We start from the raw sequence: 26,378 nt of genomic DNA on the forward strand, positions 1-26,378 counted from the left end.
GGACGCCATGACGCACACCATGTCGCGCTTGGGCGCGATGATGTTTCTGCAGTTCTTCATCTGGGGGGCATGGTTCGTGACCCTGGGCACGTACCTGGTGCAAGGCCCCCTGCAGGCCAGCGCGAGCCAGGTGGCGACGGCGTTCCTCAGCCAGTCCATCGGCGCCATCGTCGCCCCGTTCCTGGTCGGCCTGATCGCCGATCGCTACTTCGCGGCGCAGCGCATCCTCGCACTGCTGCACCTCGCCGGTGCGGTGCTCATGTGGCTGGCGTCCACGGCGACGACCTTCAGCGTGTTCTTCGCCTGCGTCATGGGCTACATGCTGCTGTTCATGCCGACGCTGGCACTGGCCAACAGCGTGGCGATGCGGCACATGCAATCGCCTGAAAAGCAGTTTCCGCCAGTACGCGTGGCCGGCAGCGTCGGCTGGATCGTGGCCGGCGTGCTGATCGGCTGGCTGGGCTGGGAACAGGCGCATCGGCTCGAACTGACATTCCGGATGGCGGCGATGGCGTCGCTGGCCTTGGGCCTGTATGCCTTCACCCTGCCGCACACGCCGCCACTGGCGCAACAGCGCGATGCAGGGCTGGGACAGATCCTGGGGCTGGACGCGCTGCGGCTGCTGAAGTCGCGTTCCTATCTGGTGTTCTTCCTGGCGTCCATCGCCATCTGCATTCCGCTGGCGTTCTACTACAACTTCACCAACCCCTACCTCAACGATCTGGGCGTGCGCGGTGCGGCCGGCCTGCAATCACTGGGCCAGGTGTCCGAAGTCCTGCTGATGCTGGCCATGCCGTTCCTGTTCGTGCGGCTGGGGGTCAAGACGATGCTCGCGGTGGGCATGGCGGCGTGGGTGGTGCGCTACGCGATGTTCGCCTTCGGCGATGCGGGCGGCGGCTTTTCCCTGCTGGTGATCGGCATCGTGCTGCACGGCATCTGCTACGACTTCTTCTTCGTCACCGGCCAGATCTACACCGATGCGCATGCCGGCCCCGCCGCGCGCAGCAGTGCGCAGGGCTTCATCACCCTGGCCACCTACGGGGTGGGCATGCTGATCGGTACGTTCCTGTCCGGCGCGGTGGTGGAGCACTACACCACCGCGGCGGGCCCGGACTGGCAGCGGATCTGGCTGTTCCCGGCCGGTGTCGCGCTGCTCGTGCTGATCGCCTTCCTGCTGCTGTTCCGCGACCGGCCCGCCGTCGCGGCCGCACCTTCCGCGCCTTGAGGAACCCCCCGATGCCCAAGCTTGGAATCGCCATCGTCGGCACCGGCATGATCGGCGCCGTGCACCGTCGCGCGGCCCTGCTGGCCGGTGCCGCGGTCCGCGGCGTCGCCGCCTCGTCCCCGCAGCGCGCGCGCGACGTGGCGCAGTCGTGGGACGTCCCGCGCGCCTATCGCGATCTCGAGGAGGTGGTCGCCGATCCGCAGGTGCAGGTCGTGCACGTCTGCACGCCCAACCATCTGCACCGTGCCATGACACAGGCGGCGCTGGACGCCGGCAAGCACGTGATCTGCGAGAAGCCGCTGGCCACGACGCTGGACGACGCCCGGGCGTTGGCGGCCTTGGCCCGCTCGACCGGACTGGTCGCCACGGTGCCCTTCGTCTACCGCTACCACCCGGTGATCCGCGAGGCGCGCGCCCGCATCGCCCAGGGCGAACTGGGGCCGCTGCGCCTGATCCACGGCAGCTACCTGCAGGACTGGCTGCTGGACCCGGCCAGCAACAACTGGCGCGTGGACCCGACGCTGGGCGGCGCGTCACGCGTGTTCGCCGACATCGGCTCGCACTGGTGCGACCTGGTGGAATGGGTCAGCGGCGAGCGCTTCGCCGAGGTCAGCGCAGCGTTCGCGACCGTGATCGCCGAGCGCGGCACCAACACCGGGCAGAGCTTCACCACGCCGGCGGCGGGCGGCGCGATGCAGGCGGTCTCTAGCGAAGACGTGGCCATGGCGATGCTCCGAACCGGCGCGGGCACGCTGGCCTCGTTGACGGTCAGCCAGGTCTCGGCGGGGCGCCGCAATCGCCTCTGGTTCGAGATCGATGGTGCCCAAGCCAGCGTAGCGTTCGACCAGGAGGACGCCGAACGCCTGTGGATCGGCCGGCCGGACCAGCGCGAGGAAGTGTTCGTGCGCGGGCCGGGCGCCGGCAGCGCCGAACAACGCCGGCTGGCGACGCTGCCCGCGGGGCACGCGCAGGGCTACGGCGATTGCTTCGAGGCGTTCGTCGCCGACACCTACCGCGCCATCGACGGCGAGCGGCCGGAAGGCCTGCCCACCTTCGACGACGGGCTGCGCTCGGCGCTGATCGTCGATCGCGTCATCACATCGGCCAGGACACGCGGCTGGACATCCATCGATTGACTCCCGGGAGGACTTCCTGATGAACACACCGACACGCAGAACCGCAACGCTCGCACTGCTGCTCCTGGCTGCCCTGCCCGCCTTCGCACACGACGCCGCCGGCCCGCAGCCACCCATCGCGGTGCAGATGTACACGCTGCGCAACGCCGGCTCGCTCGACCAACAGTTGAAGATCGTCCATGACGCGGGCGTGGGCGCGGTGGAAACGGTCGGTACGCAGAACGTCGGCGCGGTGGAACTCAAGCAGTTGCTGGACAAGTATTCGATCAAGGCGATCTCCTCGCACGTGCAACTGGCCGATCTGCGCAAGGATCTGGACGGCGCGGTGGCCTTCAACCGGTCGATCGGCAACACGACACTGGTGGTGCCTTACCTGGACCAGAAGGAGCGGCCCACCGATGCCGCAGGCTGGACCGCCTTGGGCAAGGAGCTGGGCCAGCTCGCGAAACGGGCGCGCGCCAAGGGCATGCGCTTGGCCTATCACAACCACGACTTCGAACTGGTCGACTTCGATGGCAAGACCGGCCTGGAACTGCTGTTCGCCGCGGCCGGCCCCGATCTGCAGACCGAGCTGGACCTGGCCTGGGTCGCGCGCGCGGGCTACGACCCGGCGACGATGCTTGGCAAGTTCAAGGGCCGCATGTTCGCGGTCCACGCCAAGGACAATGCACCGAAAGGCCAGGCCGAAGACGAAGGGGGCTTCGCCGCCGTCGGCCAGGGCGTGCTGGACTGGAGCGCGATCCTGCATGCCGCGGCGGCGAGCGGCGTGCAGTGGTACATCATCGAGCACGACCAACCGCGCGATCCGGCCACCGTCGTCAAGACCGGGGCGGCGTACCTGCGCGAACACCTGCCCGCCGCCACGCCGCGCTAGTCCACAAAGGAGGCCCGCTTGAAAACGATCCTGACGATGGCCGTGGTGCTGCTGGGGGCGACGTCTGCGCCCGCGGCATGGGCCAAGGACGACCCGATGGCCGGCGCGCAGCTCTACGCGACCCACTGCACGGCATGCCACGGCGCCAATCGCGCAGGCGTCCCGCCCACGTTCCCCGCACTGACCGACGTGGGCAAGCGCCTGCAGCCTGCGCAGATCAAGGAGAAGATCCGCAACGGCGGCGGCTTGATGCCCCCCTTTTCGCAGCTGTCCCAACAGGAAGTCGACGACCTCGCCAGCTTCCTGGCGCAATAGGCGACCGGCGCCGACGGCGCTACAGCTCGCGCACCCAGATGTTGCGGTAGCTGACCTTGGAGTCGTGCTCTTGCAGGAGGAGCGGCGCGCATGCATGCGGCGCGTACGACGGCGCGCCGATGTACTCGGTCTTGCCCGACAGCACGGTGTCGTCCTGCACTAGGACGCCGTTGTGCAGGACGGTGATGCGGGCGGGCGACGTGAGTCCGCCGCCCTGCGAGAAGCGAGGCGCTTTCCAGATGATGTCGTACACCTGCCACTGGCCCGGCGCACGCGAGGCATTCACCAGCGGAATGGCCTGCTTGTAGATCGCACCGGCCTGGCCGTTGGCATAGGTGGGGTTGTTGTAGCTGTCGAGCACCTGCAACTCGTACCGTTCCTGCAGGAAGATGCCGCTGTTGCCCCGCTGCTGGCCTTCGAATCCGCGGGTCGCGGTGGGCGTGCGCCACTCGACGTGCAACTGAATGTCGCAGAAGCGCTGTTTGGTGCGGATGCCCTTGCTGCCCGGCACCACGGTCATCGCGCCGTCGGCGACGAGCCAGGGCGCGCGTCCGCCCTGCTCCGACTCCCAGGCCGACAGATCCTTGCCGTCGAACAGCACGATCGCATCGGAGGGCGCGCTGCCCGGGGGCGTGGCCACGACCGCGGGCACGGGCTTCCACACTTCGGTCTTGGCCGGATCGCGTGCGGGGTCACCGTCGGCCTGCGCGAACGCAGGCGCCGCGACCAGCAGGCAGGCCGCCATCAGCAAGGGTCTGGTCATCGTGTTTCCAGGAAAGGAAGGAATGGCGAAGCGAGGCGTTCCATCAGCTGGTTGCCCAGGCCGGTGTGCCGGGAACATAGGTCACCTCTTCGAAGCGGCCCGGTACGGCGACATAACGCAGCACTTCGGTCGCGCCGACCTTGGAGGTGAAGAAGCCGAAGATGGTCAGCTGCTTGAGCATCGTGAAGGGATGCGGCATCGCGTCCGCCGCTTCGGCGGTGCCGATGTCGGTCACGTCGACGACGTGTGTCCTGGCTTCCGCATCCAGGGCGCGCAGCAACTCGGTGCGGGCCTGTGGCGTGAGCGACACGAATCGACCGCCGGCACGTTTGTCGATCTCGGCCAGGCCGGCGCGGAACGTCGACTGTTGCCGGGGGGTGTAGCAGTCGGTGACGAATTTCGCCATGAACGCGCCGGCGCCGGCGTCCTTGGCCCCCGGCGTCTTGGTCCGCGGCAGGATGGTCTCGGCGATCTCGTCCAGCATGCCGATATCGACGGCGGAAAAAAGGGCCTTCGCCCCGGCGGCCGGCGCCTGTGCAGAGGCGAGCGCGGGCAGGCCGACCATGGCCGCGCCCGTGGCGGCGAAGATCATCTTCAGCAGTTCGCGACGTTCCATCACAGGTTCCCCGCTTTCAGTTCGCGCACGGCATGATCGGCGGCACGCGCGGTCAGCGCCATGTAGGTCAGCGAGGGATTCACGCAGGCGCTGGAGGTCATGCAGGCGCCGTCGGTCACGTAGACGTTCGGCGCGTCCCACACCTGGTTGTACTGGTTCAGCACGGAGTTCTTGCGGTCCCGGCCCATGCGCGCGGTGCCCATCTCGTGGATGCCCTTGCCCGGCGCGTAGTCGGCATCGTGCATCTTCACCTCTTTGACGCCGGCCGCCTCCAGCATCTCGGCGGCATCGGCGGCCATGTCCTTGCGCATGGCCTTTTCGTTCTCGCGCATGGCGACGTCCATCGCCAGCACCGGCAGCCCCCATTTATCCTTGCGCTGCGGGTCCAGGCGAATCGCGTTGTCGTGGTGCGGCAGCATTTCGCCGAAGCCGGTCATGCCGATGCGCCAATCGCCCGGCACGGTCAGCGCCTCCTTCAGGTCGGCGCCGATGTTCAGCTCGGCGATCTCGCGCGACCAGCCGGTGCGGCTAGCGCCGCCCTGGTAGCCGAAGCCGCGCAGGTAGCCGCGCTTGTCTCCGGCGACGTTGCGGAACCGGGGGATGTAGAAGCCGCAGGGACGACGGCCGAAGTAGTACTTGTCGTCATAGCCTTCGACCCGGCCGGAGGCGCCGGCGCCGAAATGATGGTCCATCACGTTGTGCCCGAGTTCGCCGGACGAGGACCCCAGGCCGCCGTCCCAGACGTCGGTGGCCGAGTTCATCAGCAGCCAGGTCGAATTGAAGGAGGACGCGTTGAGGAAGATGACATTGGCCGTGTACTGGTAGGTCTGTCCGCTCTCGGCGTCGATGATCTCCACGCCGCGCGCACGCTTGCGATCCTTGTCGTAAAGCACCTCCTTGACGATCGAGAATGGCCGCAAGGTCAGGTTGCCCGTCTTCATCGCCGCCGGCAGCGTTGCCGCCTGGGTCGAGAAATAGGCGCCGAAGGGACAGCCCAGGATGCACTTGTTGCGGTACTGGCAGTTGACCCGGCCCTGCTCGACCTTGGGCTGGGTGATGTTCGCGGTGCGCGAGTGGATCAGGTGCCTGGTGCCGCCAAAGGCCTTCTTGATCCGCGTGGCGACGTCCTTCTCGACGATGTTCAACGGGATCGGCGGCAGGAACTCGCCGTCCGGCAACACGTCCAGTCCCTCGCGCGTGCCGGCGATGCCGGCGAACTTCTCCACGTGGTCGTACCACGGCGCGATGTCGGCGTAACGGATCGGCCAATCGGTGGCGATGCCGTCCTTGAGGTTCGCCTCGAAATCCAGGTCCGACAGGCGATAGCTCTGCCGTCCCCACATCAGCGAGCGACCGCCCACGTGATAGCCGCGGAACCAGTCGAATCGCTTGATCTCGGTGTAGGGCGATTCCTGTTCGTTGGCCCACATGCCCTGCAGGTTCTCGACCAGGGCGTAGTCGCGCATCAGCACCGGATAAGCGGCCTTCATCGCCTGGGTCGGACGGTTGCGGTGCGGAAAATCCCACGCCTCCTTCATCGCGTTGACGTAGTCCTTGACGTGCTCGATATTGCGGCCGCGTTCCAGCATCAGGACCTTGAGCCCCTTCTCGGTCAGCTCCTTCGCCGCCCAACCGCCACTGATTCCCGAGCCGACGACGATGGCGTCGTAATGATTGTCTGCCATGGGTTCTACTTCACCTGGGTGGATAGCGTTTCAGACGTCGCAGAGGCGGATCGCCTCGCGCAGCGAGCCGACGGGATCCGGCGTGGTAGGAATGAATTCCTGCGCCAGATAGCCATCGAAACCGGTATCGCGAATCGCGCGACAGATGGCGGGATAGTGGAGCTCCTGAGCGTCCCCGATCTCGTGCCGGCCCGGTACGCCGGCGGTGTGGTAATGCTTGAAGCACGCGTGATGCTTGCCGATGGTGGCGATGATGTCGCCCTCCATGATCTGCATGTGGTAGATGTCGTACAGCAGGCCGAAATGGTCCGAGCCGATCCGCCGGCACAGCTCGACGCCCCAGGCAGAGTGGTCGCACAGGTAGTCGGGATGATCGACCTTGGAGTTCAGCAGCTCCATCACCAGCACGACGCCGCGCTTCTCGGCATGGCCGAGGATGCGCTTGAGCCCGACTTCGGCGTGGGCCATGCCGTCCTGCGGATCCATGCCATTGCGGTTGCCGGAAAAGCAGATGAGGTTGCGATAGCCGGCATCGGCCACCAGATCGATGTGCCGCGTATAGCGCTCGACCAGTTCGTCGTGGAACTGGCTGCCGGCAAAGCCTTTGTCCAGGCCGAGTTCCGCGCCGTTGCACATCGCGCTGTACACGGCATGCGCCTTCAGCGTGGGCCAATCCGCCGGGCCCACCAGATCGATGGCGGCGAACCCCATGCCCTTCACCACCTGGCACAGCTGTGCGGTCGACAGCTGCGGAAACGTCCAGCGGGCGACGGACTGCTTCAGGTTGCCCTTGAGCGGCGTGGCAATGGCACGCGCCGGCAGCACGCCCGCCGCCCCAAGGCCAAGGCTCCCGGCGACCGCCATGCGCAGCGTGTCTCGCCGCGTGAACCCCGAAGCCGGCGCCGGTCCGTTCGAATGGATAGACATCCACCTTCCGGCCTCCCAACCGGTGTCAAACGCTGATGAATCGCCGCGATTCAATCGATTGCACCATAGAGGAGTGAATCGCTGTTTTGCAAGACGCACTGCACGACGACCCATGCTGCAGGGCACAACGCCTGTGGCGCCGATGGCCGCATCAACGTGATGGAATTCGCGCGGCGCGCTGAAGCTTCGGCTCGCCAGTCAGCCAATCGATCACATTGGCGCGCATGGCAGTGCAACCGAAGACCTATGAATCGAGATCTTGCGCACCAACTTGCCCGATCACAAAGGTCGAAACGGGGTTTGCGATCGACACCGCAGCCTGCCGCAGCGAACAGATCGGCCTCATCGTCTTCGAACGCAATTCACGTCCGCACCGCCCGCCCGACGTCGGCATCGCGACGCCCCCCAGCCGACGCGATGTACGCGGCATTCCAGTACGAGCGCCCTTCGGCAGGCACGACTTCGGATTCGCGGGGCGCAAGGGCCGCATCGGTACGCGAGCTTTCGCGCACCCTGGTGCCCCTCGCCTATCGTGTACGTCCGCTACAGACAGAAGACAGATGTCATGCCGTCAGCAAGGGAAACACCCGCATAAAAGAAAAACCCCGGTAAGCGCACTGGCTTACCGGGGTCCATTTGCATCGCAGGAACTACGAAAAATCAGAACGGGATATCGTCGTCCGCGAAGTCGTCCATCGGCGCGGACTGCTGCGGGGCCGGCTGCTGCCGGCGCGGCGCGTAATCCTGCCCGCCACCACCGCCACCGCCGCCCATGCCGGAGCGCTCCTGGCGCGGCGGCGCCGAGCGCTGCGGACGGTCGCCACCGCCCATGCCGCCACCACCGCCCTCGCCGCGGCCGCCGAGCATCTGCATCTCGTCGGCGACGATGTCGGTGGAGTACTTCTCCACGCCGTCCTGGCCGGTGTACTTGTCGTAGCGGATCGAGCCTTCGACGTAGACCGAACTGCCCTTGCGCAGGTACTCGCCGGCGATCTCACCGAGCTTTCCGAAAAACACCACGCGATGCCACTCGGTGCGTTCCTGCTGGTTGCCGTCCTTGTCCTTGCGCACGCTGGTGGTGGCCAGGCTGATCCGGGTGATGGCCATGCCGGCCTGGGTGTACTTGGTGTCGGGATCGTTGCCGAGGTTGCCGACGAGGATGACTTTGTTGATGCCGCGGGCCATGAGCTGCTTCCGTCTGGGGTCTCCGCGGCCGGGGGCACGCAGAGCGGTAAAGAAGATTTCGGGGAGCAATCCTAACATCGCCGGGATGGGCCGGCCTGCGCCAGGCGCCCGCGGGCATGCCGGAAAACGCCGCATTGGCCTGTCGGAATCCTGCCGGGGCGAGACCCGCAGGGCGCTCCGGACCCAGGCGTGGCAAGCCCTCCGGCCCGGGCCCCGCCCCACCGCGGGACGGATGTGGCCGCGCAGCCTATACTTTGCGCACGTTTCCAGTCCTGTCCGCATGAGCATCGCCGAATCCCCCAGCACCGCCCTGGGCCTGCCCCAGATCCAGATGCTCGCCGCGCCGGACATGGCCGAGGTGGACGCCCTGATCCGCCGTCGCCTGGCCTCGGACGTCGTGCTGATCAACCAGATCGCCGACCACATCGTCTCCGCCGGCGGCAAGCGCCTGCGGCCGATGCTGGTGGTGCTGGCCGGCCGCGCCTGCGGCGCCGGCGGGCCGATGCAGCACCAGTTGGCGGCGATCATCGAATTCATCCACACCTCGACCCTGCTGCACGACGACGTGGTCGACGAGTCGGACCTGCGCCGCGGCCGCAGCACCGCCAACGCGCTGTGGGGCAACGCGCCCAGCGTACTGGTCGGCGACTTCCTGTATTCGCGCAGTTTCCAGCTGATGGTGGAGCTGGACAGCATGGCGGTGATGCGCCTGCTGGCCGACACCACCAACCGCATCGCCGAGGGCGAGGTGCTGCAGCTGCTGCACGTGCACAACCCGGACACCGACGAGGGCGCCTACCTGCGGGTGATCGAGCGCAAGACCGCGGTGCTGTTCGCCGCCGGCACCCGCCTGGGCGCGCTGGCCTCCGGCGCCAGCGAGGCGGTGCAGGCGCGCCTGTACGACTACGGCATGCAACTGGGCTATGCGTTCCAGATCGCCGACGACGTGCTCGACTACACCGCCGATGCTGCCGACCTGGGCAAGAACCTGGGCGACGACCTCGCCGAGGGCAAGGCCACACTGCCGCTGATCCACGCCATGGCGCACGCCGACGACGCCACCCGCGCACGCCTGCGCCAGATCGTCGAACAGGGCGATGCCAGCGCGATGCCGGAAGTGCTCGCCGCGATCGAGGCCAGCGGCGGCATCGACTACAGCCGCCGCCGTGCGGCCGACTACGCCGCCGCCGCCGAGCGCGCGCTGGACGGCCTGCCGGAGAACGAGGCCGTAGCCGCGCTGCGCGGACTGGCCCGCTACGCGGTCTCGCGGAAGCATTGATCCGGCGCGCTGTGCGCGCCGGATTGGGATTGGGGAGTCGGGATTGGGGATTCGCAACGGCGGCTTGGCTGACGCCTGAAGCGCTGCGAGGCTCGCCACACCAACCGGTCAGTTAGGCGGCGCCGACGGACCGCTTTTGCCAATCCCCAATCCCGCCAAGCGCGCAGCGCGAGGCACCTCCCTAATCCCGCCCAAAGCGCTCCTCGAAGAAATCCTCGAGCATCCGGTAGGCGCGCTTGGCTGCGCGCGGGTTGTACTGGCAGCCCGGCGGGCTGTTGGCGTCGGCTTCGGCGAAGCAGTGCACGGCACCGCTGAAGTTGACGAACTGCCAGTCGGCGCCGGCGCGGTTCATCTCCTGCTCGAAGGCAACGATGTCGTCGCGGCTCACGCTCGTGTCGTCGGCGCCGTTGAGCACCAGCACCGGCGCCTTGGCACTGCCTTCAACCGCCGGGGCCGCGGTCGCCAGGCCACCGTGCAGACTCACGATGCCGGCCAGCGGCGCCCCCGCACGGACAAGTTCCAGCACCGTGGTCCCACCAAAGCAGAAGCCGACCGCGCCGATCCGGGTCGGATCCAGCGGCGCCTTGCCGGCCTGCGCCTTCAGCGCCGCCACCGCCGCCAACGCCCGCGCGCGCAGCGTGGCCGGATCCTTCTTCAACGCGCCGGCGAACTGTCCGGCCTCGGTATCGTTGGCCGGTCGCTTGCCCTTGCCGTAGACGTCGGCCACCAGCACCACGTAGTCGTCGCCGGCCAGGTGCTTGGCCTTTTCCACCGCGGAGTCGTTCACACCGCGCCAGTTCGGCACCATCACCAGGCCGGGGCGCTTGTCGTGGTCGGCATCGTCGTAGACCAGCACGCCGCTGAAACTGTCCTTGCCGACCTGCCACTCCACCGGCTTGGCCTGCATCGCCGCCCAGGCCTGCAACGGCAGCGCCAAGGCCAGGCCGAGCAGACCGGTCCACCGCATCATCGAACGTGTGCGCATCGCCCTTCTCCCGTGGGAACCAGCGCGGGAGTGTACGCAAGGCGCCGCCAGCGCGATGTGTGCGCCCACGCGACGCGGCTCAGGCGATGCCCAGCCCCGGAATGGCGCTGATCGCGTCCGGGTCGAACCCGGCCAGCGCGGCGAAATGGCGCCCGCGGGCCACGTAGTCGCGATAGGCACCGAAGCTGGGCGCACCGGGCGACAGCAGCACCACGCCGCCCTGCTCGCCCAGCGCCGCGCGCGCCAGCGCCACCGCCTCCGCCAGGTCGGCCGCGGCATGCAGGCCGAAGCCGGCCTCGGCGGCCAGCGGCGCCAGCAGCGCATGGATGCGCGGGCCATTGGCGCCCATGGTGACGATCTCCAGCGGTGCGCCGTGGCGCATCTGCTCGGCGAAGTCCTGCCAGTCCAGGCCGCGGTCGTGGCCGCCGACCAGCAGCGCGATGCGCCGCCCGCGGAAGCACTCCAGCGCCGCGAGGCTGGCGTGCGGCGTGGTGCTGATCGAGTCGTTCACATAGGTCACGCCGTCGCGCGTGCCCAGGGTCTGCAGCCGGTTCGGCAGCGGTCGGAAGCGATCGGCCGCCGGCGCCAGCGCCGCCGCATCCAGGCCCAACACCTCGATCGCCGCCAGCACCGCGCACAGGTTGCCGCGGTTGTGCCGGCCCGGCAGCGGCGCCTGCGCGCTGTCGTACACCGCGGTGTCGCCGCGATAGACCACTTCGCCGCGCATGTGCCAGCCGTCCTCGCGGTTGAACCAGCGCACCTCACTGTCGGGCAATTGCAGGGCCGCCAGCTGCGAATCGGCGGCATTGAGCAGGGCGATGCGCGGCCGCGCATGGGTGACCAGCTCGAGCTTGTCGGCGATGTAGCGCGCCTGGCTGCCGTGCCAGTCCAGGTGCTCGGGGAACAGGTTCAGCACCAGCGCCAGCTGCGGCCGCGCGCCGCTGCGGGCCACGTCGCCGGTCTGGTAGCTGGACAGTTCGATCGCCCAGTATTGCGGCGGCGGCATCGGCGCCAGCACTTCCAGCAGCGGCACGCCGATGTTGCCGACCAGGCCGGTGCGATGGCCGCCGGCACGCAGCAGGTGCGCCAGCAGCGCGGTGGTGGTGCTCTTGCCCTTGGTGCCGGTGACGCAGACGCTGCCGGGCACCACGCCGTCAGCGCCAGCGTGTTCGGCGAACCACAGCGCGGTGCCGCCGACGAAACGCGTGCCGCGCGCCGCCGCGGCCTGCGCCTCGGGCCGGTACGGACTGATCCCGGGCGACTTGATCACGACATCGAACGCGGCCAGGCGCTCGGCGCTGGCCTCGGTTTCCACCCGCAGCGCAGGATCGCCAAGCATTGCGACCTCCTCGGCTTCGGCCGGCGTGCAGAACAGGGTTAGCGGCGTGGACGCCGCGTTCCGGGTCCCGGGTCCCGGGTCCCGGCTATCGCGCAGCGCGCGGTAGGCAGCACGGCCTTCGCGACCCCAACCCCACAGCGCGACGCGCTGCGACTCAAGCTGCGAAATTCGCACGCACGCGTTCCCACAGGTCGGCCGGGATGCGGTGCTGCGTGTCCAGTTCCAGCAGCGGCTCCACGCGCAGGTCGACGGGGTCGAGCTGCGGCTGGATCTCGCGGATGAAGCGCGCCACCAGCGCGTCCTCCTTCCATTCCGCACGCGCGGCCAGCGCCGCCATCGCCGCCCGCGACTCGCGGCCCTCGCCCACGCACTCGAACGGCTTGTGGTCCTGGAACTCCAGCAGCGCATCGAAGCCACCGGCCTGGCCGGCATCGTCGAGCAGGTTGCGGCCGAAGATCCGCACCAGCCGCGTCTTCGGCATGAACGGCGCCAGCGCCAGGAACACGAAGTGGCACTTCGGGCAGACCCCGCACCAGCGGTGCGCCGGACGCTCGCCGAGGATGTGGAAATTGCGGTTGCAGCTGGAGAAATGCGCGTCGTAGTGGTCGTTTTTAGCGAACTGCCGCGCCACCGCCAGCTCCGACAGCGGGCGCAGCAGCGAGTAGTAGCGCAGGTCCGCGGCCACGTAGCGCTGCACCTGGGTCCCGAACGCCTGCTCGAAGGCCCAGCCCTTGGACCACTGGTGGTTGACCTCGCCGGTGCCGGCGATCTGGCTGCCGTAGCTGGCCGAATGTTCGTTGGAGAACACCACCTGGCCCGCGTCGTGCAGCACCGCGGCGAACACCAGGATCGCCGAGTTCACCGCCGTCACCGGGATATGCCCGTTCCACGCGCCCTGCCGGTTCAGTTCGAACAGCTCAGGCGCCAGCGTGCGGCCGATGTTCAAGGTCGGCAGCCCGGTGCGCTCGGCGCAGGCGCGGATCAACTGCGATCCGCCGATCCAGGTCACCGTCTGCGCCACGCCGGCCGCGCGCAGGGCCTCGATGCTGACCAGCGAATCCTTGCCGCCGCCGATCGCCACCAGGGCCTGGTCGCGCAGCCCCAGCGCCGCCGCGTCGGCGGCACCGGCCTCCGCGGCCGGGAAGCGGATGCGTCCGCGCAGGTCCAGGCCGTTGCGATAGGCGAACTCGCCCAGGCCATGCAGGTACACGCTGTCCAGCAGCGCGGCGGTCTCGGCATCGATGGCGTAATCGTCGATGACGATGCGCGGCGGCACCGCCGCCTTGTAGTAGCTGACGCCGGCGATCAGGTGCAGCAGGCGCAGGGCGCGCTGCGCCGCCTGCGCGCGCGCCGGGTCGAGCGCGAACGGCGCGCCGGGCACGGTGATGGTCTCCACCAGCTCCGGGCCGTCGTCGAACGCATAGACCAGGCGCGCCACGCCGCTGTCGGCATCGAAGCCGCAGCGCACGAAGCGGAAGGTGGCGATCTGCTGTTTGTCGAAAGCGGTCATGGACGTCCTGCAAGCACACGGGTGTGCCGCAGGTAGCGGCGGCACAGAAGAAATTCGATCATCGAAAACGGCAAGGCCGCCCACAGCAGCGGCAGGCAGCCGAACACGAAGGCCATCAGCAGCAGTTGCCAATGCTGTCCGGCCGGCACCGACGCGGCGGAGGCCAGGACGGCCACCAGCACATACAGCGCCAGCGCCGGCAGGTAGGCCAACACGGCCAGCAGCAAGGTGCGCACGGCCAGCGCACCGGCGCTGGCAACGGGCACGCGGCGCGTCCAGCGCAATGCCAGCCACGCGCCGGCCGCCGCCGCGGCCAGCGCCGGCAACGCCCACTTGAGGCTGTCGGTCCACGGCAGCGACGTGCCGGACTGGTCCAGCGCGGTGGCCGCCGCCATCGCCACCGCACCGGCCGCTGCGCTGCCCGCGACGAACTCAGTCCGCGCGCCCATCGATCGCCTCCTCGCGGGGCAACTCGCGCTGGTTGTAGGTGCTGGCCATGCTGTAGCCGTAGGCGCCGGCGTCGGCGATCAGCATCACGTCGTCGGGCGCGGTGCCCGCCGGCAGACGCCGGCGCTTGCCGAACACGTCGCTGGATTCGCAGATCGGCCCGACCACGTCGAACACGGTCTCGGCCGGCTGCTCGAGCCGGCTCAGGTTCGCGACGTCGTGCCAGGCGTCGTACAGCGCCGGGCGGATCAGCGTGTTCATGCCGGCATCCAGGCCGACCCGGCGGATGCCGTCCTTCTCGATCACCTGGGTGGCACGGGCCAGCAGCACGCCGCATTCGGCGACCAGGTAGCGGCCCGGCTCGATCGCCAGGCGGAATGCCGGATGCACCGCCTTGGCCTCGGCCAGGCCCTGCGCGAAGGTGTCCAGGTCGAACGGTTCGTCGTCGGCGCTGTACGGGATCGGCAGGCCGCCGCCGATGTCGATGACCTCGACGCTGCCGATGCGCCGGGCGAATCCGGCCAGTTCGTCGCACATGCGCCGCCAGTGCTGCGCCGTCTCCACGCCGCTGCCCAGGTGCGCGTGCAGGCCGACGATGCGGATGTCCAGCGCGCGCGCGGCCTCGACGAACTCGTCGACGCGGGTCGCCGACAGGCCGAACTTGGAGGCCTTGCCGCCGGTGTTGACCTTCTCGTGGTGGCCGTCGCCGTGCCCCAGGTCGATGCGCAGCCACAGGCTGCGGCCGCGGAACAGCTCCGGCCAGCGCTGCAGCGCCTCGACGTTGTCCACGGTCACGGTCACGCCCAGCGCGAACGCGGCCTCGTACTCGGCCCGGGGCGCGAAGCTGGGGGTAAACAGCACACGGCGCGGCGACAACTCCGGCACGATCTCGAACACCCGGCGCAGCTCGCCGTGCGACACGCACTCCAGGCCGAAGCCCTCCTCGACCAGGGTCTGCAGGATCGCCGGATGCGCATTGGCCTTGATCGCGTAGTAGCGCTGGTCCACCGCGGCGATCGCCTTGAGCGCGCGCGCGCGTTCGCGCAGGGTCGGCAGGTGATAGATGTAGCGCGGCGTGCCGGCCTCGGCCAGGCGCAGCAGATGCGCGCGCTCGCCCTGCCACCACGGCACCGGCCGCGGCCGCACCGTGCCGGCGATCTCGCGCCAGCGCGGGCCGAACACCTCGGTCTCCTCCACCGGCATCGCGCCGCTGTCGATCAGCTCGGCGTGCAGGATCGGCAGCAGCCCGTCGGCATCGGTCTCGTCGATGACGAAGGTCAGGTTCAGGTCGTTGGACGACTGCGAGATCATGTGCACGCGCTCCTTGCCGAACGTGGCCCACACGTCCGAGAGCTTGTGCAGCAGCGAGCGCATGCCGCGCCCGACCAGGGTGATCGCCGCGCACGGCACGATGATCTTGACCCGGCAGATCTCCGCCAGGTCGGCCGACAGCGCCGCCAGCACGTCGGTGTTGACCAGGTTCTCGCTCGGGTCCAGCGACACGGTGACGTTGGTCTCGGCCGAGCCGATCAGGTCCACCGACAACCCGTGCTTCTTGAACAGCGTGAACACATCGGCCAGGAAGCCGACCTGCTGCCACATGCCGATGCCTTCCATCGACACCAGCACGATGCCGTTGCGGCGGCTGATCGCCTTGACCCCGGGCACGGTGCGGGCGTTGCCGTCGATGCTGGTGCCGGGCAACTCCGGGCGCTCGGTGTCCAGGATCGCCATCGGCACGCCGCCGTCGCGGCACGGCTTGATCGAGCGCGGGTGCAGCACCTTGGCGCCGGTGGTGGCGATTTCCTGCGCCTCGTAGTAGTCCAGGCGGGTCAGCAGGCGCGCATCCGGCACCTCGCGCGGATTGGCGCTGAACATGCCCGGCACGTCGGTCCAGATCTCCACCCGACTGGCGCCGAGCAGCGCGCCGAAGTACGCCGCCGAGGTATCCGAGCCGCCGCGGCCGAGGATGGCGGTGCCGCCGTCCTCGTGTCGGGCGATGAAGCCCTGGGTGATCAGCATGCGTGTGGGCTGGGCGACGAAGCGCGCGCGCCAGGCCGGATCGGACTGCCACTGGCACGACACCGACAGGCGCCGCGACCAGGCGCTCTGGTTCGGCTGCGGCGGCAGCGCGTCCAGCCATTGCCGCGCATCCATCCAGCCCATGTCCAGGCCGTTGGCGCGCAGATAGGCCGCACCCAGGGTCGAGGACAGCAGTTCGCCCTGCCCCAGCACCTCGGCCTGCCAGTCCAGCGTGCGCTCGGCCGCGCGCGGATCGGCGAGCAGGCCACGCAACGCCGCCAGGCGTTCGCCCAGCACCGCCTCGGCATCCAACTCCAGTTCGGCCAGGAACTCGCGGTGGCGCTGCTCCAGCGCGGCGACGCGTTGCGCGCTGTCGGCGCTGCCGTCGGCGATCGCGGTCAGTTCATTGGTAACCCCGGACAAGGCCGACACCACCACCAACACCCGCGCGCCGGTCTCGTCCGCGCGTTTTTTCGCCAGCCGTCCAATCGTGTCCCAGCGATGACGACGCGACACCGAAGTGCCGCCGAACTTGAGGACGATCCAACGATCGGCAGGAGAGGAAGCTGACATGGAGTGGGGGTGTCTGGAATGTGGGGAAAACGCCGGCATGCGCGGGCGCAACCCCCGATTCTACTGCCAACCGAGCGCCGATGAGCGAGCGTTGCCACCTGCAACTGGACCTCTTTTCCGCCAGCCGGGACTGGGCAATCCGCTCGGCGCTACGTCGCCAGCCAGGAACGCGAACTCGGGCGCGACGGCCGCGTCGAGCTGCTGGTCGACGGGGAAGCGGTGTGGATCGGCGGACTGGTGCACGCGGTGATCGCTGACAAGATCGCTTGGTAAGCTCCCGCCTCCCCCACCGCAGTCCGGAGTTTCCCGCCATGGCCGCACGCCGTTTCTTCCAGGTCGATGTCTTCTCCGCCCACGCCGGCAACGGCAATCCGTTGGCCGTGGTGCTCGATGCCGATGGCTTGGACGCCGCCACGATGCAGGCCATCGCGCGCTGGACGCGCCTGCCGGAAACCACCTTCGTGTTCGCGCCGACGCGGCCGGACGCCAGCTACGGCCTGCGCATGTTCAGCCCGCAGAAGGAGGTGCCGTTCGCCGGCCACCCCAGCGTCGGCACCGCGCATGTCGCGCTGGAAGCGGGCATCGCCACGCCGCGCGACGGCGTGCTGACCCAGGACGGCATCGCCGGCCTGCTGCCGTTGCGGGTCGATGTGGATGCCGGAGTGCGCAGCATTGCCATCCGCACGCCGCGCGCGCAAGTGGCCGAGATCGCCGATGCCGCGGATCCGCGCCTGCAGTCGGCGCTGCGCGGCTGGACGCTGGGCGCGCTGCCGCCGGTCCGCATGGACGGCGGCCGCTGCTGGTGGCTGGTCGAAGTGGCCGACGAAGCCACGCTGCGTGCGCTGGCACCGGACTGGGACGCGATCGCCGCCCTGGCCGAAAGCACCGCCAGCATGGGCGTGTTCGCCTACGCGCGGGCCAGCGAACCGGCCTACGCGCTGGCCGTACGCGCGTTCGTCGGCAATGGCCGGCGCTTCGAGGACGCCGCCTCCGGCGCGGCCAATGCGGTGCTGGCGGCATGGCTGGATCACAGCAAGGCCCTGCCCGGCCACGGCGGCCGCTACGTCGCCAGCCAGGGCCGCGAGGTCGGCCACGATGCGCTGCTGACCCTGCGCGTGGACGAGGCTGGCGAGGTGTGGTCGGGCGGCCAGGTACAGACGGTGATCGAAGGCCGCATCGACTGGCCCTGATCGCCTGCGTCTGCTGTTCCGCGCCGCGGGCGCGAACGAACGTGCAAAAAGAAAGGGCGCCTCGAAGGAGGCGCCCTGCAGGTCAGTCGGGCAATACGTCGACGCGGACGCGGATGCGGTCGCCCGGAGGCGAGGCGGTGCGGGTGTGGTAGTAGCGACCGCCGTACTCGTAGGTCACGTCGTAGCCGTCGACGCGGTCGTAGCGTTCGGTCCGATACGACACCGGGTCGCATTCGCGGACCACGCCGCCACCATAGCCGCCGCCGTAGCTGCGGGTATTGGTGTCGTAGATCGAGCGACCGGCCAGGCTGCCAAGCATGGTGCCGACCGCGGTGCCGACGAAGCGACCGCTGCCGCCGCCCACGCGGCTGCCCAGCACGGCGCCTGCGATGCCGCCGACCACCGACGAGGCAGTGCGGCCGCCGTCGGTGCCGCGGTAGCCGTAGTCGCTGGCGTAGCTGCCCGAAGCCGGACGGTCGTAACAGCGCTCGGTGGTCTCGCGCGGGCCGTTGACCTGCACCATGATCGGATCGGCGCGTACCACGCGCGCATATTCGTAGGTGCCGGACGCGTAGCCGCGGTCGCGGTAGTCGTCGTAACGGGTGTAACCGTAGTCCTGCGCGGCGGCGGAGCCGATGACGCCGACAGCGAGCGCAGCGGTCAACAGACGGGTCGAGAGCTTGTTCATGGCGATGGTTCCAAGCGCGTGGATCGCGCGATTGCATGCTCGATCCGAGGCGGTGAAACCAGACTGAATAGGGACGGCTGTGGCGCGCACATTTAGTGGCGCGACAGCTATCGGGCAATCAACCCATGCGGGCCGGTGCGAGACGCACGCTGGACTGCGCTGCGGCGGCGCCGCGGGTGCGCTGCACCCACGCGCGGCCCGGCATGCCACCGGGCCGCGCAAGGTTCAGCCCAGTTCGGCTTCCAGGCTGATCGGCACCGCGCTCAACGCCTTGGACACCGGGCAGTTCTGCTTGGCGTCGTCGGCCAGTTCGCGGAAGCGCGCGGCCTCGATGTTCGGCACCACGGCCTTGACCTTCAGGCGGATCTGCGACAACTGCGGACCGCCTTCCATCGACAGGTCGACATCAGCGCGGGTGTCCAGCGCCGTCGGCGGGAAGCCGGCTTCGGTCAGCTTGGCCGACAGCGCCATGGTGAAGCAGCCTGCATGCGCGGCGGCGATCAGTTCTTCGGGGTTGGTGCCCTTCTCGTCGCCGAAACGACTGTTGAATGCGTAGCGGGTGTTTTCCAGCAGGCCGCTCTGCGGCGTGTTCAACCGGCCCTGGCCGGTCTTGAGATCGCCTTCCCAATGCGCGGTGGCGTGACGCGAAATGCCCATGCGAGGCTCCTGTCGGTGAGTGGAGCGCCGACCTTAGGACAGGCGGCGTTACGCACGTGTGCTGCTGTGTGGCCGGCGCGTTCGCCGCGCGCGCAGCGGCAAAAGACCTGCGGCATCCCGCGGATTTGCCGGTGCCGGCGCCGGCCGCCAGCAAAAAAGTCCGTGGTTGCGGCGGATATTCGCGCTTTTTTGCTTCCGGCCTATTGGCGCGGCGTAGCACATGCCCTACATTTCGCCATGCCGACGGGGTCGGCGCGACCCAAACCACCAAATACGGAATCAGGACATCATGGCAAAGACCGCAAAAAAGGCTGCCCCGAAGAAGGCAGTGAAGAAGGTAGCGACCAAGGCTGCCGCCAAGCCGGCCGCTCCCAAGCCGATCAAGGACGTGCTGAGCAAGTCCGCGCTCGTGGCGCACATCGCCGAGACCAGCGGCGTGATCGCCAAGGACGTGCGCGCCGTGATGGCCTCGCTGGAGCACGCCGTGGCCGGTTCGGTCAGCAAGAAGGGCGCGGGCTCGTTCACTCTGCCGGGCCTGCTGAAGATCACCGCCGTCAGCGTGCCGGCCAAGCCGAAGCGCAAGGGCATCAACCCGTTCACCAAGGAAGAGCAGTGGTTCGCTGCCAAGCCGGCCACCACCAAGCTCAAGGTGCGCCCGCTGAAGAAGCTCAAGGACGCCGCGCTCTGAGCAGCGTCGCCTGATCCAGGCAAGCACACCGACGAGACGGCCCCGGCCGTCTCGTTTTTTTTGGGGCCGCCTGCGCAACCGGGTTGACGGCCCGCTAAGGCGGCTGCCGCTATACCGGTGATTCCCTTCGACAGGATCACCTGCATGAAACTACAGGGCTTTCTCGACCAACTGCTGCAATCGGCGCAGGGTGCCGCCGGCCAGGCCATGGGCAAGACCGGCACCACCGCTCCTGCCGCACCGGCGCAGACCGCCGGCGGCCTGGGCGGCCTGCTCAACGCCGACTTCGGCAAGGGAGCCCTCAGCGGCGGCGCGCTGGGCCTGCTGCTCGGCAAGCACCGCACCACGCGCAAGCTGGCGACCTACGGCGGCCTGGCCGCGCTGGGGCTGATGGCCTATCGCGCCTATGGCGACTACCGCCGCCAGCAACTCGGTGCCGCCGCACCCGAACCGCAGACGCTGGACCGCCTGCCGCCGCTGGAAGTCGAGCAGCACAGCCAGGCGGTGCTGCGCGCGCTGGTCGGCGCGGCCAAGGCCGATGGTCATCTGGACGAGCACGAACGCAGCCTGATCGAAGGCGAGTTCGCCCGCCTCCACGGCAACGATGCCGACGTGCAGCAATGGCTGCATGCGGAACTGGAAAAGCCGCTGGATCCGGCCGAGGTGGCGCGCGCATCGACCAGTCCCGAGATGGCCGCGGAAATGTATCTGGCCAGCTTGCTCGCCGCCGACGAACAGGGCTTCATGGAGCGCAGTTACCTGGACGAACTGGCACGGCAACTCGGCATCGACGACGCCCTGAAGCAGCGCCTGCAGGAACAGGCGGCCTCCCTGCACGCGGACTGAGCGAGTGGCCGCCGCGCCCACGCCGTCGCCAGCGCAGCGCCTGCGTCGCGGGCTGCTGCGCCTGGCGCTGCTGGCCGGGCTGGCGGTGACCGCGGCCTGGGCCTGGCAGCATCCGTGGGCGCAGCGCCTGCGCGTCGGCTGGGAGTTGGCGCGGGCACCGGCGCCGACGGCGCTGCACATGCCGGTCGAAGGCGTGGATCCGCGGCGCGTCGCCGCCACCTTCGGTGCGCCACGCGGGCGCGACCGCCAGCATGCCGGCGTGGACATCTTCGCCAAGCGCGGCACGCCGGTGGTGTCGGCGACACGCGGCATCGTCGTCGCCATCGCCGACCGCGGCCTCGGCGGCCGCCAGGTCTGGGTGCTGGGCCCGGCCCGGCAGCGGCATTACTACGCACACCTGGAAACATGGGCGCCGGGGCTGCAGGTCGGCGACCTGGTACAGCCCGGCGACCTGCTCGGCGCGGTCGGCGATAGCGGCAACGCGCGCGGCACCCCGCCACATCTGCATTACGGCATCTATGCCGAGGGCGGCGCCTACGACCCATTGCCGTTGCTGCGCGCCGCACCCTGAACGGAAGCACTGGAACAGAGCGTCGCGGGCAGCAGGCTCGTGGCGGCGGCCGGCCGCGCCTATCTTGGACGCACACCCCGCGTGCGCCACTGCCATGACCGCCTCCCAACGCTACCGCGTCACCGTCACCCCGATCCAGGACGACGGCCTGCCCTGCCAGGGCCGCTGCACCATCGAACTGGAGGCGCGCTGCCGGCAGGACTGGATGCGCCTGCTCGAAGCAGCACAGCGCCAACCCGGACTGCGCGGCGACGAACGGGCCGCACTGATCGTCGGCGCGCAATTGCTGCGCAGCCTGGGCGAGCGCAGCGACAGCGAGGCGCGCGCACTGCTGGCGCCGTTGCAGCCGGCGCTGGACGCCCTGCTGGCCCGGCTGGCGCCTGCGCCTGCTGCGTAAGTATCGGGGCGGGGAATGCAGCGATTCCGCTAATCGCGCATTCACCGCCCACGGTTATGGTGAAACCCTCTTCGTTGCCAAGGCCCGCTCGATGACCTTCCGCCAGCTCACCCTGCGCACCGCAGCGTTGCTGCTGCTTGCCACTGCCGCCCAGGTCCAGGCCGAGCCGACGATCCAGGGCCATCAGGTCAGCGTCGGCGCCGCCGACGTGCAGCACTACCTCGACGGCAGCTTCCCGCAGACGCACAAGGCGCTGGGCGGGCTGATCAAGATGACCGTGCGCGACCCGAAGCTGAGCCTGCCGCCGGGCGATCGCCTGAAGATGCAGTTCGACCTGAGCATGGCCACCGGCGGCGGTGCGGCGACGCCGCTGGGCCAAGTGCTGCTGACCAGCGCCCTGCGCTACGACCAGCAGAGCCAGAGCTTCCACCTGCAATCCCCGACCATCGACGATTTCCGCCCGGCCGCCAATGGCGGCAAGCTCGACGCCAATACCCGCGAGCTGCTCAATGCTTGGCTGGAGGACTACGCGCGCAAGGAGCCGATCTACAAGCTGGATCCGCGTCTGACCGCGATGCTGGGCGACGTGCAGATTCAGTCGGCCGGCGTGGAGAACGGCACCCTGGTGGTGCGTTTCAACCAGGACATCGGCAAGCTGGTGCCGGCGGGCATGCTCCCGGCGCAGTAACCCATGCGCCAGCCAGCGTGCGGCATCCGCCGTCACTAGGCGACGCGCACAGAGAAACGGCGGCCGAGGCCGCCGTTTCTACTTTTGCCCTGTCGTCTTTCGCCTGCGCCGACGTCGCGGCGGCGCAGGCGAATCGCAGCCGACTCAGCCCAGCGCCTTGGCCACGGCCTGCGCGAACGCCGGGATGTCGTCCGGCTTGCGACTGGTGATCAGATTGCCGTCCACTACCACTTCCTGATCCTCCCAACGCCCGCCGGCATTGGACAGGTCGGTCTTCAGCGACGGCCACGAAGTCACCTGGCGATCGCGCACCAGCCCGCTTTCGGCCAGCAGCCAGGGACCATGGCAGATCGCCGCCACCGGCTTGCCGGCGCTGGCGAAGGACTGGATGAAGGCGATCGCGGTCGGCTCCGTGCGCAGACTGTCCGGATTGATCACCCCGCCCGGCAGCACCAGCGCGTCGTAGTCGCCGGCCTGGGCCTGCTGCAGGCGCTTGTCCACCGGCACGCTGTCGCCCCAGTCTTTCTTGTTCCAGCCGCGAATGCTGTCGGCATCGCCCGGCGCGATCACGTCGACCTTCGCGCCCCAGGATTCGAGCAGGCGCTTGGGTTCCTGCAGTTCCGACTGTTCGAAACCGTCGGTGGCCAGGACAGCCACCTGCTTGCCGGCAAGGGAAGGCATTGCGCTCATGGGGTCACTCCTCGAGTAGGGGGGAGTCCCACCGTAGAAACGCGTCGGTGGCAGGGCCGTGAACCGCGTGTCGGCGCGGCGTGCACGGCCTGCACGCTAGGGCGTGTCACCCATTCCCGAGTATGCCGCGTTGGGTCTGGCAGGCGCGCGGCCGGCGTTGCGTGGCGCAGCGCCTGACTGGCCGTCAGGTCAAGCCGCGCGGCGCCGGCAGCGCGCCTGCCAGGCCCAACCCGAAGGGCCGCGGTTGCGCCCCCCATGGCCGCGTCATCGCTCGCGCGTGGACGGACGTCCACTTCCTCCCTCTTCCTTGCCACAGGCGCGCGCAACCGCGGCGCGGCATGCTCGGGGATTGATGACACGCCCTAGCGTTTGGGCTGCAGCATGGTGCCGGTGCAGTTCTTGGCGCCGCAACGGCATTCCCAGATCTTCTTCAACCGCGGCGTGTGCCGCTCGCCCAAGGTGATGCCGTAGTTGTAGGTAAGCTCCTCGCCGGGCTTGATGTCGCGCAGCGCCTCGATCACCACCTTGTCCTTGCGACGGTCCTCGCCTTCGGCCTCGACGATCACCGCTTCGCAGTTCGGCGCGCAGCTGTGGTTGATCCAGCGCGCGTCGTTGCCCTCGTAGTTAGCGTCGATCACGTAGTCGTCGCTGAGGGTGAACAGGAAGGTATGCCCGGTCTCGACGTCGCCGGCCTCGTCGCGGTCGACCTCGGCGTGGGTGCGGCGGCGGCCCTTGTACTCGATGACCCGCTCGCCTTTCTTGAGCGGCAGCACGGCGAACACGCCGTTGCCATGGATGCGGGACTTGCGGGCGGCGATCTTGCGGGGCATGCGGCGATCCGGACAGGAAAGCCTAGATTCTGGCGCACATCGCCCGCGATCCCAAGCCCGCGCCGTCCGGCGCAGCGACCGCAGCCGGCGCAATCCCCGATCACGGCGATCGAAATAAAAGATGAATGGCGCGGTTGGACCCCGCGTCGCAAAAGAGTACAATTTCGGTCCGCATTGAAAAACCACTGTGTCGCCATGCTCCGCGTCACCAAGCTCACCGATTACGCCACCGTCGTGCTGACCGTGCTCGCCGCGCGTCCGAACGAAGTGCTGAGCGCGACCGAACTGGCCGAACAGGCCGGGCTGGAGCCGCCCACCGTCAGCAAACTGCTCAAGCCGCTGGCTCAGGCCGGCCTGGTCGAAGGCCTGCGCGGCGTACGCGGCGGTTACCGGCTGGCGCGGCCGGCCGACGCCATCACCCTGATCCAGATCGTCGAAGCGATGGAAGGCCCGCTGGCGATCACCGAATGCAGCCATCACGGCAGCCAGTGCAGCATCGCCCAGACCTGTGGCGTGCGTTCCAACTGGCGGCTGATCAACGACGTGGTCGCCGATGCGCTGCGCGGCGTGACCCTGGCGCAGATGCTCCACCCCCTCCCCCCCTCCGGCGATCCGAAACGGCGTCCCATCGCCGTGCGGTTCGCGACCACCTGACCTGTAGGCAGCCCCATGGCCACCGAAAACGCTGAAATCCTGGAACGGCTGGGACGTCGCTACGACGCCGGCTTCGTCACCGACATCGAATCCGATTCGTTCCTGCCCGGCCTGAACGAGGACGTCGTGCGCGCCCTGTCCGTGAAGAAGGACGAGCCGGAATGGATGACCGAATGGCGCCTGGCCGCCTACCGGCACTGGCTGAAGATGCCGATGCCGCACTGGGCCAAGCTGGACATCGCGCCGATCGACTTCCAGGCGCTGAGCTACTACTCCGCGCCCAAGGGCCCGAAGTACGCCTCGCTGGACGAGGTGCCGAAGGAACTGCTGGACACCTACGACAAGCTCGGCGTGCCGCTGCACGAGCGCGCCAAGCTGGCCGGCGTGGCGGTGGACGCGGTGTTCGACTCGGTTTCGGTCGGCACCACCTTCCGCAAGGAACTGGCCGAGAAGGGCGTGATCTTCTGCTCGATGTCCGAGGCGATCAAGGAACATCCGGAGCTGGTCAAGCAGTATCTGGGCAGCGTGGTGCCGGTGGGCGACAACTTCTTCGCTGCGCTCAACTCGGCAGTGTTCTCCGACGGCAGCTTCGTGTTCATCCCCAAGGGCGTGCGCTGCCCGATGGAACTGAGCACCTATTTCCGCATCAATGCCGGCCATACCGGCCAGTTCGAGCGCACCCTGATCGTGTGCGAGGACAAGGCCTACGTGTCCTATCTGGAAGGCTGCACCGCGCCGATGCGCGACGAGAACCAGCTGCACGCGGCGGTGGTCGAACTGGTGGCGCTGGAAGACGCGGAGATCAAGTACTCCACCGTGCAGAACTGGTACCCGGGCGACGAGGAAGGCCGCGGCGGCATCTACAACTTCGTGACCAAGCGTGGCGAATGCCGCGGCGCGCGCAGCAAGATCACCTGGACCCAGGTCGAGACCGGCTCGGCGATCACCTGGAAGTATCCCTCGTGCGTGCTGCTGGGCGACGACTCAGTGGGCGAGTTCCACTCGGTCGCGCTGACCCATCACCGCCAGCAGGCCGACACCGGCACCAAGATGATCCACGTCGGCAAGCGCACCAAGAGCAAGATCGTCAGCAAGGGCATCAGCGCCGGCCGCGGGCAGAACACCTATCGCGGCCTGGTCAAGGTGGAGCGCAGCGCCGAAGGCGCGCGCAACTACACCCAATGCGACTCGCTGCTGATCGGCAAGCAGTGCGGCGCGCATACCTTCCCGTACATCGAGGTCAAGCACCCGACCGCAACCGTCGAGCACGAGGCCACCACCTCCAAGATCAGCGACGACCAGCTGTTCTACTGTCGCGCGCGCGGCATCGACCAGGAGAACGCGGTGTCGATGATCGTCGACGGCTTCTGCAAGCAGGTGTTCCGCGAACTGCCGATGGAGTTCGCGGTGGAAGCCAAGAAGCTGCTGGAAGTGTCGCTGGAAGGCAGCGTCGGCTGACAGCGTCGCCCTTCTCCCATCGGGAGAAGGTGGCGCGCAGCGCCGGATGAGGGTACGGGCGCAGCCTCGTGCACCCGAACCCCGCGAGATGCTTCGCACCGACCCTCACCCCAACCCCTCTCCCGGTGGGAGAGGGGCTA

At 68.7% G+C, this 26,378-nt stretch carries 27 protein-coding genes; 13 read left to right on the forward strand and 14 right to left on the reverse strand.

Annotated features, from left to right (window positions below; all coding sequences use genetic code 11):
* Positions 1–7 precede the first annotated feature (7 nt).
* Genes QN245_RS13490 through QN245_RS13505 form a run of 4 tightly spaced genes read left to right on the forward strand, consistent with a single transcriptional unit; the run spans position 8 to position 3,550 of the window.
* Positions 8–1,225, forward strand: a complete 1,218-nt coding sequence (locus tag QN245_RS13490; RefSeq protein WP_317843419.1) for a nucleoside permease — start codon at positions 8–10, stop codon at positions 1,223–1,225.
* Positions 1,226–1,236: 11 nt separating this feature from the next.
* Positions 1,237–2,361 (forward strand): Gfo/Idh/MocA family protein, encoded by a 1,125-nt coding sequence (locus QN245_RS13495; RefSeq protein ID WP_317843420.1) that lies wholly within the window; start codon positions 1,237–1,239, stop codon positions 2,359–2,361.
* Between the two features lie 19 nt (positions 2,362–2,380).
* Positions 2,381–3,235 carry a sugar phosphate isomerase/epimerase family protein gene (locus tag QN245_RS13500; protein WP_317843421.1) on the forward strand — a complete coding sequence of 285 codons (855 nt, stop codon included), beginning with the start codon at positions 2,381–2,383 and terminating at the stop codon, positions 3,233–3,235.
* Positions 3,236–3,271: 36 nt separating this feature from the next.
* Entirely contained in the window at positions 3,272–3,550 is a 279-nt protein-coding gene (locus tag QN245_RS13505) for a c-type cytochrome (RefSeq protein WP_317843422.1), read from the forward strand.
* A gap of 19 nt (positions 3,551–3,569) precedes the next feature.
* On the opposite strand, the gene QN245_RS13510 is transcribed toward QN245_RS13505, so the two are convergent.
* The 5 genes from QN245_RS13510 to QN245_RS13530 form a co-directional block, all read right to left on the reverse strand.
* Complete coding sequence (locus tag QN245_RS13510; RefSeq protein ID WP_317843423.1) at positions 3,570–4,313, reverse strand: 3-keto-disaccharide hydrolase; 744 nt, start codon at positions 4,311–4,313, stop codon at positions 3,570–3,572.
* Positions 4,314–4,356: 43 nt separating this feature from the next.
* Positions 4,357–4,929 (reverse strand): gluconate 2-dehydrogenase subunit 3 family protein, encoded by a 573-nt coding sequence (locus QN245_RS13515; RefSeq protein ID WP_317843424.1) that lies wholly within the window; start codon positions 4,927–4,929, stop codon positions 4,357–4,359.
* Complete coding sequence (locus tag QN245_RS13520) at positions 4,929–6,614, reverse strand: GMC oxidoreductase (RefSeq protein ID WP_160970060.1); 1,686 nt, start codon at positions 6,612–6,614, stop codon at positions 4,929–4,931. Before QN245_RS13520 ends, QN245_RS13515 begins: the two co-directional genes overlap by 1 nt.
* Before the next feature lie 30 nt (positions 6,615–6,644).
* Positions 6,645–7,541, reverse strand: coding sequence for a hydroxypyruvate isomerase family protein (locus tag QN245_RS13525; RefSeq protein WP_317843425.1), 897 nt, complete (start codon positions 7,539–7,541; stop codon positions 6,645–6,647).
* A 660-nt stretch (positions 7,542–8,201) separates the two neighbouring features.
* On the reverse strand, positions 8,202–8,726 hold the full coding sequence (locus QN245_RS13530) for a single-stranded DNA-binding protein (RefSeq protein ID WP_160970056.1): 525 nt from the start codon (positions 8,724–8,726) through the stop codon (positions 8,202–8,204).
* A gap of 280 nt (positions 8,727–9,006) precedes the next feature.
* Here QN245_RS13530 and QN245_RS13535 point away from each other — a divergent pair, with 280 nt between their 5' ends.
* Positions 9,007–10,005, forward strand: coding sequence for a polyprenyl synthetase family protein (locus QN245_RS13535; RefSeq protein ID WP_317843426.1), 999 nt, complete (start codon positions 9,007–9,009; stop codon positions 10,003–10,005).
* 181 nt (positions 10,006–10,186) lie between these two features.
* On the opposite strand, the gene QN245_RS13540 is transcribed toward QN245_RS13535, so the two are convergent.
* The 5 genes from QN245_RS13540 to QN245_RS13560 all read right to left on the reverse strand — a co-directional run bounded on the left by QN245_RS13540 (position 10,187) and on the right by QN245_RS13560 (position 16,881).
* Complete coding sequence (locus QN245_RS13540) at positions 10,187–10,990, reverse strand: dienelactone hydrolase family protein (RefSeq protein ID WP_317843427.1); 804 nt, start codon at positions 10,988–10,990, stop codon at positions 10,187–10,189.
* Positions 10,991–11,069: 79 nt separating this feature from the next.
* Entirely contained in the window at positions 11,070–12,503 is a 1,434-nt protein-coding gene (murD, locus tag QN245_RS13545) for a UDP-N-acetylmuramoyl-L-alanine--D-glutamate ligase (RefSeq protein ID WP_317843428.1), read from the reverse strand.
* Positions 12,484–13,839, reverse strand: coding sequence for a UDP-N-acetyl-alpha-D-muramoyl-L-alanyl-L-glutamate epimerase (gene murL, locus QN245_RS13550; RefSeq protein WP_184448698.1), 1,356 nt, complete (start codon positions 13,837–13,839; stop codon positions 12,484–12,486). Before murL ends, murD begins: the two co-directional genes overlap by 20 nt.
* The gene (locus QN245_RS13555; RefSeq protein WP_160970046.1) at positions 13,836–14,288 is read right to left on the reverse strand and encodes a hypothetical protein; all 453 of its coding nucleotides are present in this window, start codon (positions 14,286–14,288) and stop codon (positions 13,836–13,838) included. Before QN245_RS13555 ends, murL begins: the two co-directional genes overlap by 4 nt.
* The gene (locus QN245_RS13560; protein ID WP_317843429.1) at positions 14,272–16,881 is read right to left on the reverse strand and encodes a bifunctional aspartate kinase/diaminopimelate decarboxylase; all 2,610 of its coding nucleotides are present in this window, start codon (positions 16,879–16,881) and stop codon (positions 14,272–14,274) included. Before QN245_RS13560 ends, QN245_RS13555 begins: the two co-directional genes overlap by 17 nt.
* A gap of 311 nt (positions 16,882–17,192) precedes the next feature.
* Here QN245_RS13560 and QN245_RS13570 point away from each other — a divergent pair, with 311 nt between their 5' ends.
* Positions 17,193–18,071 carry a PhzF family phenazine biosynthesis protein gene (locus tag QN245_RS13570; RefSeq protein WP_184643604.1) on the forward strand — a complete coding sequence of 293 codons (879 nt, stop codon included), beginning with the start codon at positions 17,193–17,195 and terminating at the stop codon, positions 18,069–18,071.
* An 82-nt stretch (positions 18,072–18,153) separates the two neighbouring features.
* Here the strand turns inward: QN245_RS13570 and QN245_RS13575 are convergent, their stop codons facing one another.
* Complete coding sequence (locus QN245_RS13575) at positions 18,154–18,759, reverse strand: glycine zipper 2TM domain-containing protein (protein ID WP_184448702.1); 606 nt, start codon at positions 18,757–18,759, stop codon at positions 18,154–18,156.
* 225 nt (positions 18,760–18,984) lie between these two features.
* On the reverse strand, positions 18,985–19,416 hold the full coding sequence (locus QN245_RS13580) for an OsmC family protein (protein WP_160962704.1): 432 nt from the start codon (positions 19,414–19,416) through the stop codon (positions 18,985–18,987).
* A gap of 289 nt (positions 19,417–19,705) precedes the next feature.
* Here QN245_RS13580 and QN245_RS13585 point away from each other — a divergent pair, with 289 nt between their 5' ends.
* The 5 genes from QN245_RS13585 (at position 19,706) to QN245_RS13605 (ending at position 22,606) form a co-directional block, all read left to right on the forward strand.
* Positions 19,706–20,104 (forward strand): HU family DNA-binding protein, encoded by a 399-nt coding sequence (locus tag QN245_RS13585; protein ID WP_026143706.1) that lies wholly within the window; start codon positions 19,706–19,708, stop codon positions 20,102–20,104.
* A gap of 144 nt (positions 20,105–20,248) precedes the next feature.
* Positions 20,249–20,950 (forward strand): tellurite resistance TerB family protein, encoded by a 702-nt coding sequence (locus QN245_RS13590; protein WP_317843430.1) that lies wholly within the window; start codon positions 20,249–20,251, stop codon positions 20,948–20,950.
* A 4-nt stretch (positions 20,951–20,954) separates the two neighbouring features.
* Positions 20,955–21,521 (forward strand): M23 family metallopeptidase, encoded by a 567-nt coding sequence (locus QN245_RS13595; RefSeq protein WP_317843431.1) that lies wholly within the window; start codon positions 20,955–20,957, stop codon positions 21,519–21,521.
* A gap of 94 nt (positions 21,522–21,615) precedes the next feature.
* Positions 21,616–21,918 (forward strand): DUF3861 family protein, encoded by a 303-nt coding sequence (locus QN245_RS13600; RefSeq protein ID WP_160970034.1) that lies wholly within the window; start codon positions 21,616–21,618, stop codon positions 21,916–21,918.
* Between the two features lie 91 nt (positions 21,919–22,009).
* Positions 22,010–22,606, forward strand: coding sequence for a DUF1439 domain-containing protein (locus QN245_RS13605; protein WP_160970032.1), 597 nt, complete (start codon positions 22,010–22,012; stop codon positions 22,604–22,606).
* Positions 22,607–22,750: 144 nt separating this feature from the next.
* Here QN245_RS13605 and QN245_RS13610 read toward each other — a convergent pair whose 3' ends face one another.
* Positions 22,751–23,296 carry a type 1 glutamine amidotransferase domain-containing protein gene (locus QN245_RS13610; RefSeq protein ID WP_184643612.1) on the reverse strand — a complete coding sequence of 182 codons (546 nt, stop codon included), beginning with the start codon at positions 23,294–23,296 and terminating at the stop codon, positions 22,751–22,753.
* 362 nt (positions 23,297–23,658) lie between these two features.
* Positions 23,659–24,126 carry an SET domain-containing protein gene (locus QN245_RS13615; protein WP_160970028.1) on the reverse strand — a complete coding sequence of 156 codons (468 nt, stop codon included), beginning with the start codon at positions 24,124–24,126 and terminating at the stop codon, positions 23,659–23,661.
* A gap of 195 nt (positions 24,127–24,321) precedes the next feature.
* Here QN245_RS13615 and QN245_RS13620 point away from each other — a divergent pair, with 195 nt between their 5' ends.
* Together QN245_RS13620 and sufB are read left to right on the forward strand one after the other, a co-directional pair.
* A complete protein-coding gene (locus QN245_RS13620; protein WP_017913833.1) occupies positions 24,322–24,780 on the forward strand; it encodes an SUF system Fe-S cluster assembly regulator in 459 nt (152 codons plus the stop codon).
* 15 nt (positions 24,781–24,795) lie between these two features.
* Positions 24,796–26,238, forward strand: a complete 1,443-nt coding sequence (sufB, locus tag QN245_RS13625; RefSeq protein ID WP_160970026.1) for a Fe-S cluster assembly protein SufB — start codon at positions 24,796–24,798, stop codon at positions 26,236–26,238.
* Positions 26,239–26,378: the final 140 nt, after the last annotated feature.

This window comes from Xanthomonas rydalmerensis (assembly GCF_033170385.1).
Taxonomy (GTDB): domain Bacteria; phylum Pseudomonadota; class Gammaproteobacteria; order Xanthomonadales; family Xanthomonadaceae; genus Xanthomonas_A; species Xanthomonas_A rydalmerensis.

Coding starts and splice junctions, on each gene's coding strand:
- QN245_RS13490 (WP_317843419.1), top strand. CDS start 8: ATGACGCACACCATGTCGCGCTTGGGCGCGATGATGTTTCTGCAGTTC.
- QN245_RS13495 (WP_317843420.1), top strand. CDS start 1,237: ATGCCCAAGCTTGGAATCGCCATCGTCGGCACCGGCATGATCGGCGCC.
- QN245_RS13500 (WP_317843421.1), top strand. CDS start 2,381: ATGAACACACCGACACGCAGAACCGCAACGCTCGCACTGCTGCTCCTG.
- QN245_RS13505 (WP_317843422.1), top strand. CDS start 3,272: ATGGCCGTGGTGCTGCTGGGGGCGACGTCTGCGCCCGCGGCATGGGCC.
- QN245_RS13510 (WP_317843423.1), bottom strand. CDS start 4,313: ATGACCAGACCCTTGCTGATGGCGGCCTGCCTGCTGGTCGCGGCGCCT.
- QN245_RS13515 (WP_317843424.1), bottom strand. CDS start 4,929: ATGGAACGTCGCGAACTGCTGAAGATGATCTTCGCCGCCACGGGCGCG.
- QN245_RS13520 (WP_160970060.1), bottom strand. CDS start 6,614: ATGGCAGACAATCATTACGACGCCATCGTCGTCGGCTCGGGAATCAGT.
- QN245_RS13525 (WP_317843425.1), bottom strand. CDS start 7,541: ATGTCTATCCATTCGAACGGACCGGCGCCGGCTTCGGGGTTCACGCGG.
- QN245_RS13530 (WP_160970056.1), bottom strand. CDS start 8,726: ATGGCCCGCGGCATCAACAAAGTCATCCTCGTCGGCAACCTCGGCAAC.
- QN245_RS13535 (WP_317843426.1), top strand. CDS start 9,007: ATGAGCATCGCCGAATCCCCCAGCACCGCCCTGGGCCTGCCCCAGATC.
- QN245_RS13540 (WP_317843427.1), bottom strand. CDS start 10,990: ATGCGCACACGTTCGATGATGCGGTGGACCGGTCTGCTCGGCCTGGCC.
- murL (WP_184448698.1), bottom strand. CDS start 13,839: ATGACCGCTTTCGACAAACAGCAGATCGCCACCTTCCGCTTCGTGCGC.
- QN245_RS13555 (WP_160970046.1), bottom strand. CDS start 14,288: ATGGGCGCGCGGACTGAGTTCGTCGCGGGCAGCGCAGCGGCCGGTGCG.
- QN245_RS13560 (WP_317843429.1), bottom strand. CDS start 16,881: ATGTCAGCTTCCTCTCCTGCCGATCGTTGGATCGTCCTCAAGTTCGGC.
- QN245_RS13570 (WP_184643604.1), top strand. CDS start 17,193: ATGGCCGCACGCCGTTTCTTCCAGGTCGATGTCTTCTCCGCCCACGCC.
- QN245_RS13575 (WP_184448702.1), bottom strand. CDS start 18,759: ATGAACAAGCTCTCGACCCGTCTGTTGACCGCTGCGCTCGCTGTCGGC.
- QN245_RS13580 (WP_160962704.1), bottom strand. CDS start 19,416: ATGGGCATTTCGCGTCACGCCACCGCGCATTGGGAAGGCGATCTCAAG.
- QN245_RS13585 (WP_026143706.1), top strand. CDS start 19,706: ATGGCAAAGACCGCAAAAAAGGCTGCCCCGAAGAAGGCAGTGAAGAAG.
- QN245_RS13590 (WP_317843430.1), top strand. CDS start 20,249: ATGAAACTACAGGGCTTTCTCGACCAACTGCTGCAATCGGCGCAGGGT.
- QN245_RS13600 (WP_160970034.1), top strand. CDS start 21,616: ATGACCGCCTCCCAACGCTACCGCGTCACCGTCACCCCGATCCAGGAC.
- QN245_RS13605 (WP_160970032.1), top strand. CDS start 22,010: ATGACCTTCCGCCAGCTCACCCTGCGCACCGCAGCGTTGCTGCTGCTT.
- QN245_RS13610 (WP_184643612.1), bottom strand. CDS start 23,296: ATGAGCGCAATGCCTTCCCTTGCCGGCAAGCAGGTGGCTGTCCTGGCC.
- QN245_RS13615 (WP_160970028.1), bottom strand. CDS start 24,126: ATGCCCCGCAAGATCGCCGCCCGCAAGTCCCGCATCCATGGCAACGGC.
- QN245_RS13620 (WP_017913833.1), top strand. CDS start 24,322: ATGCTCCGCGTCACCAAGCTCACCGATTACGCCACCGTCGTGCTGACC.
- sufB (WP_160970026.1), top strand. CDS start 24,796: ATGGCCACCGAAAACGCTGAAATCCTGGAACGGCTGGGACGTCGCTAC.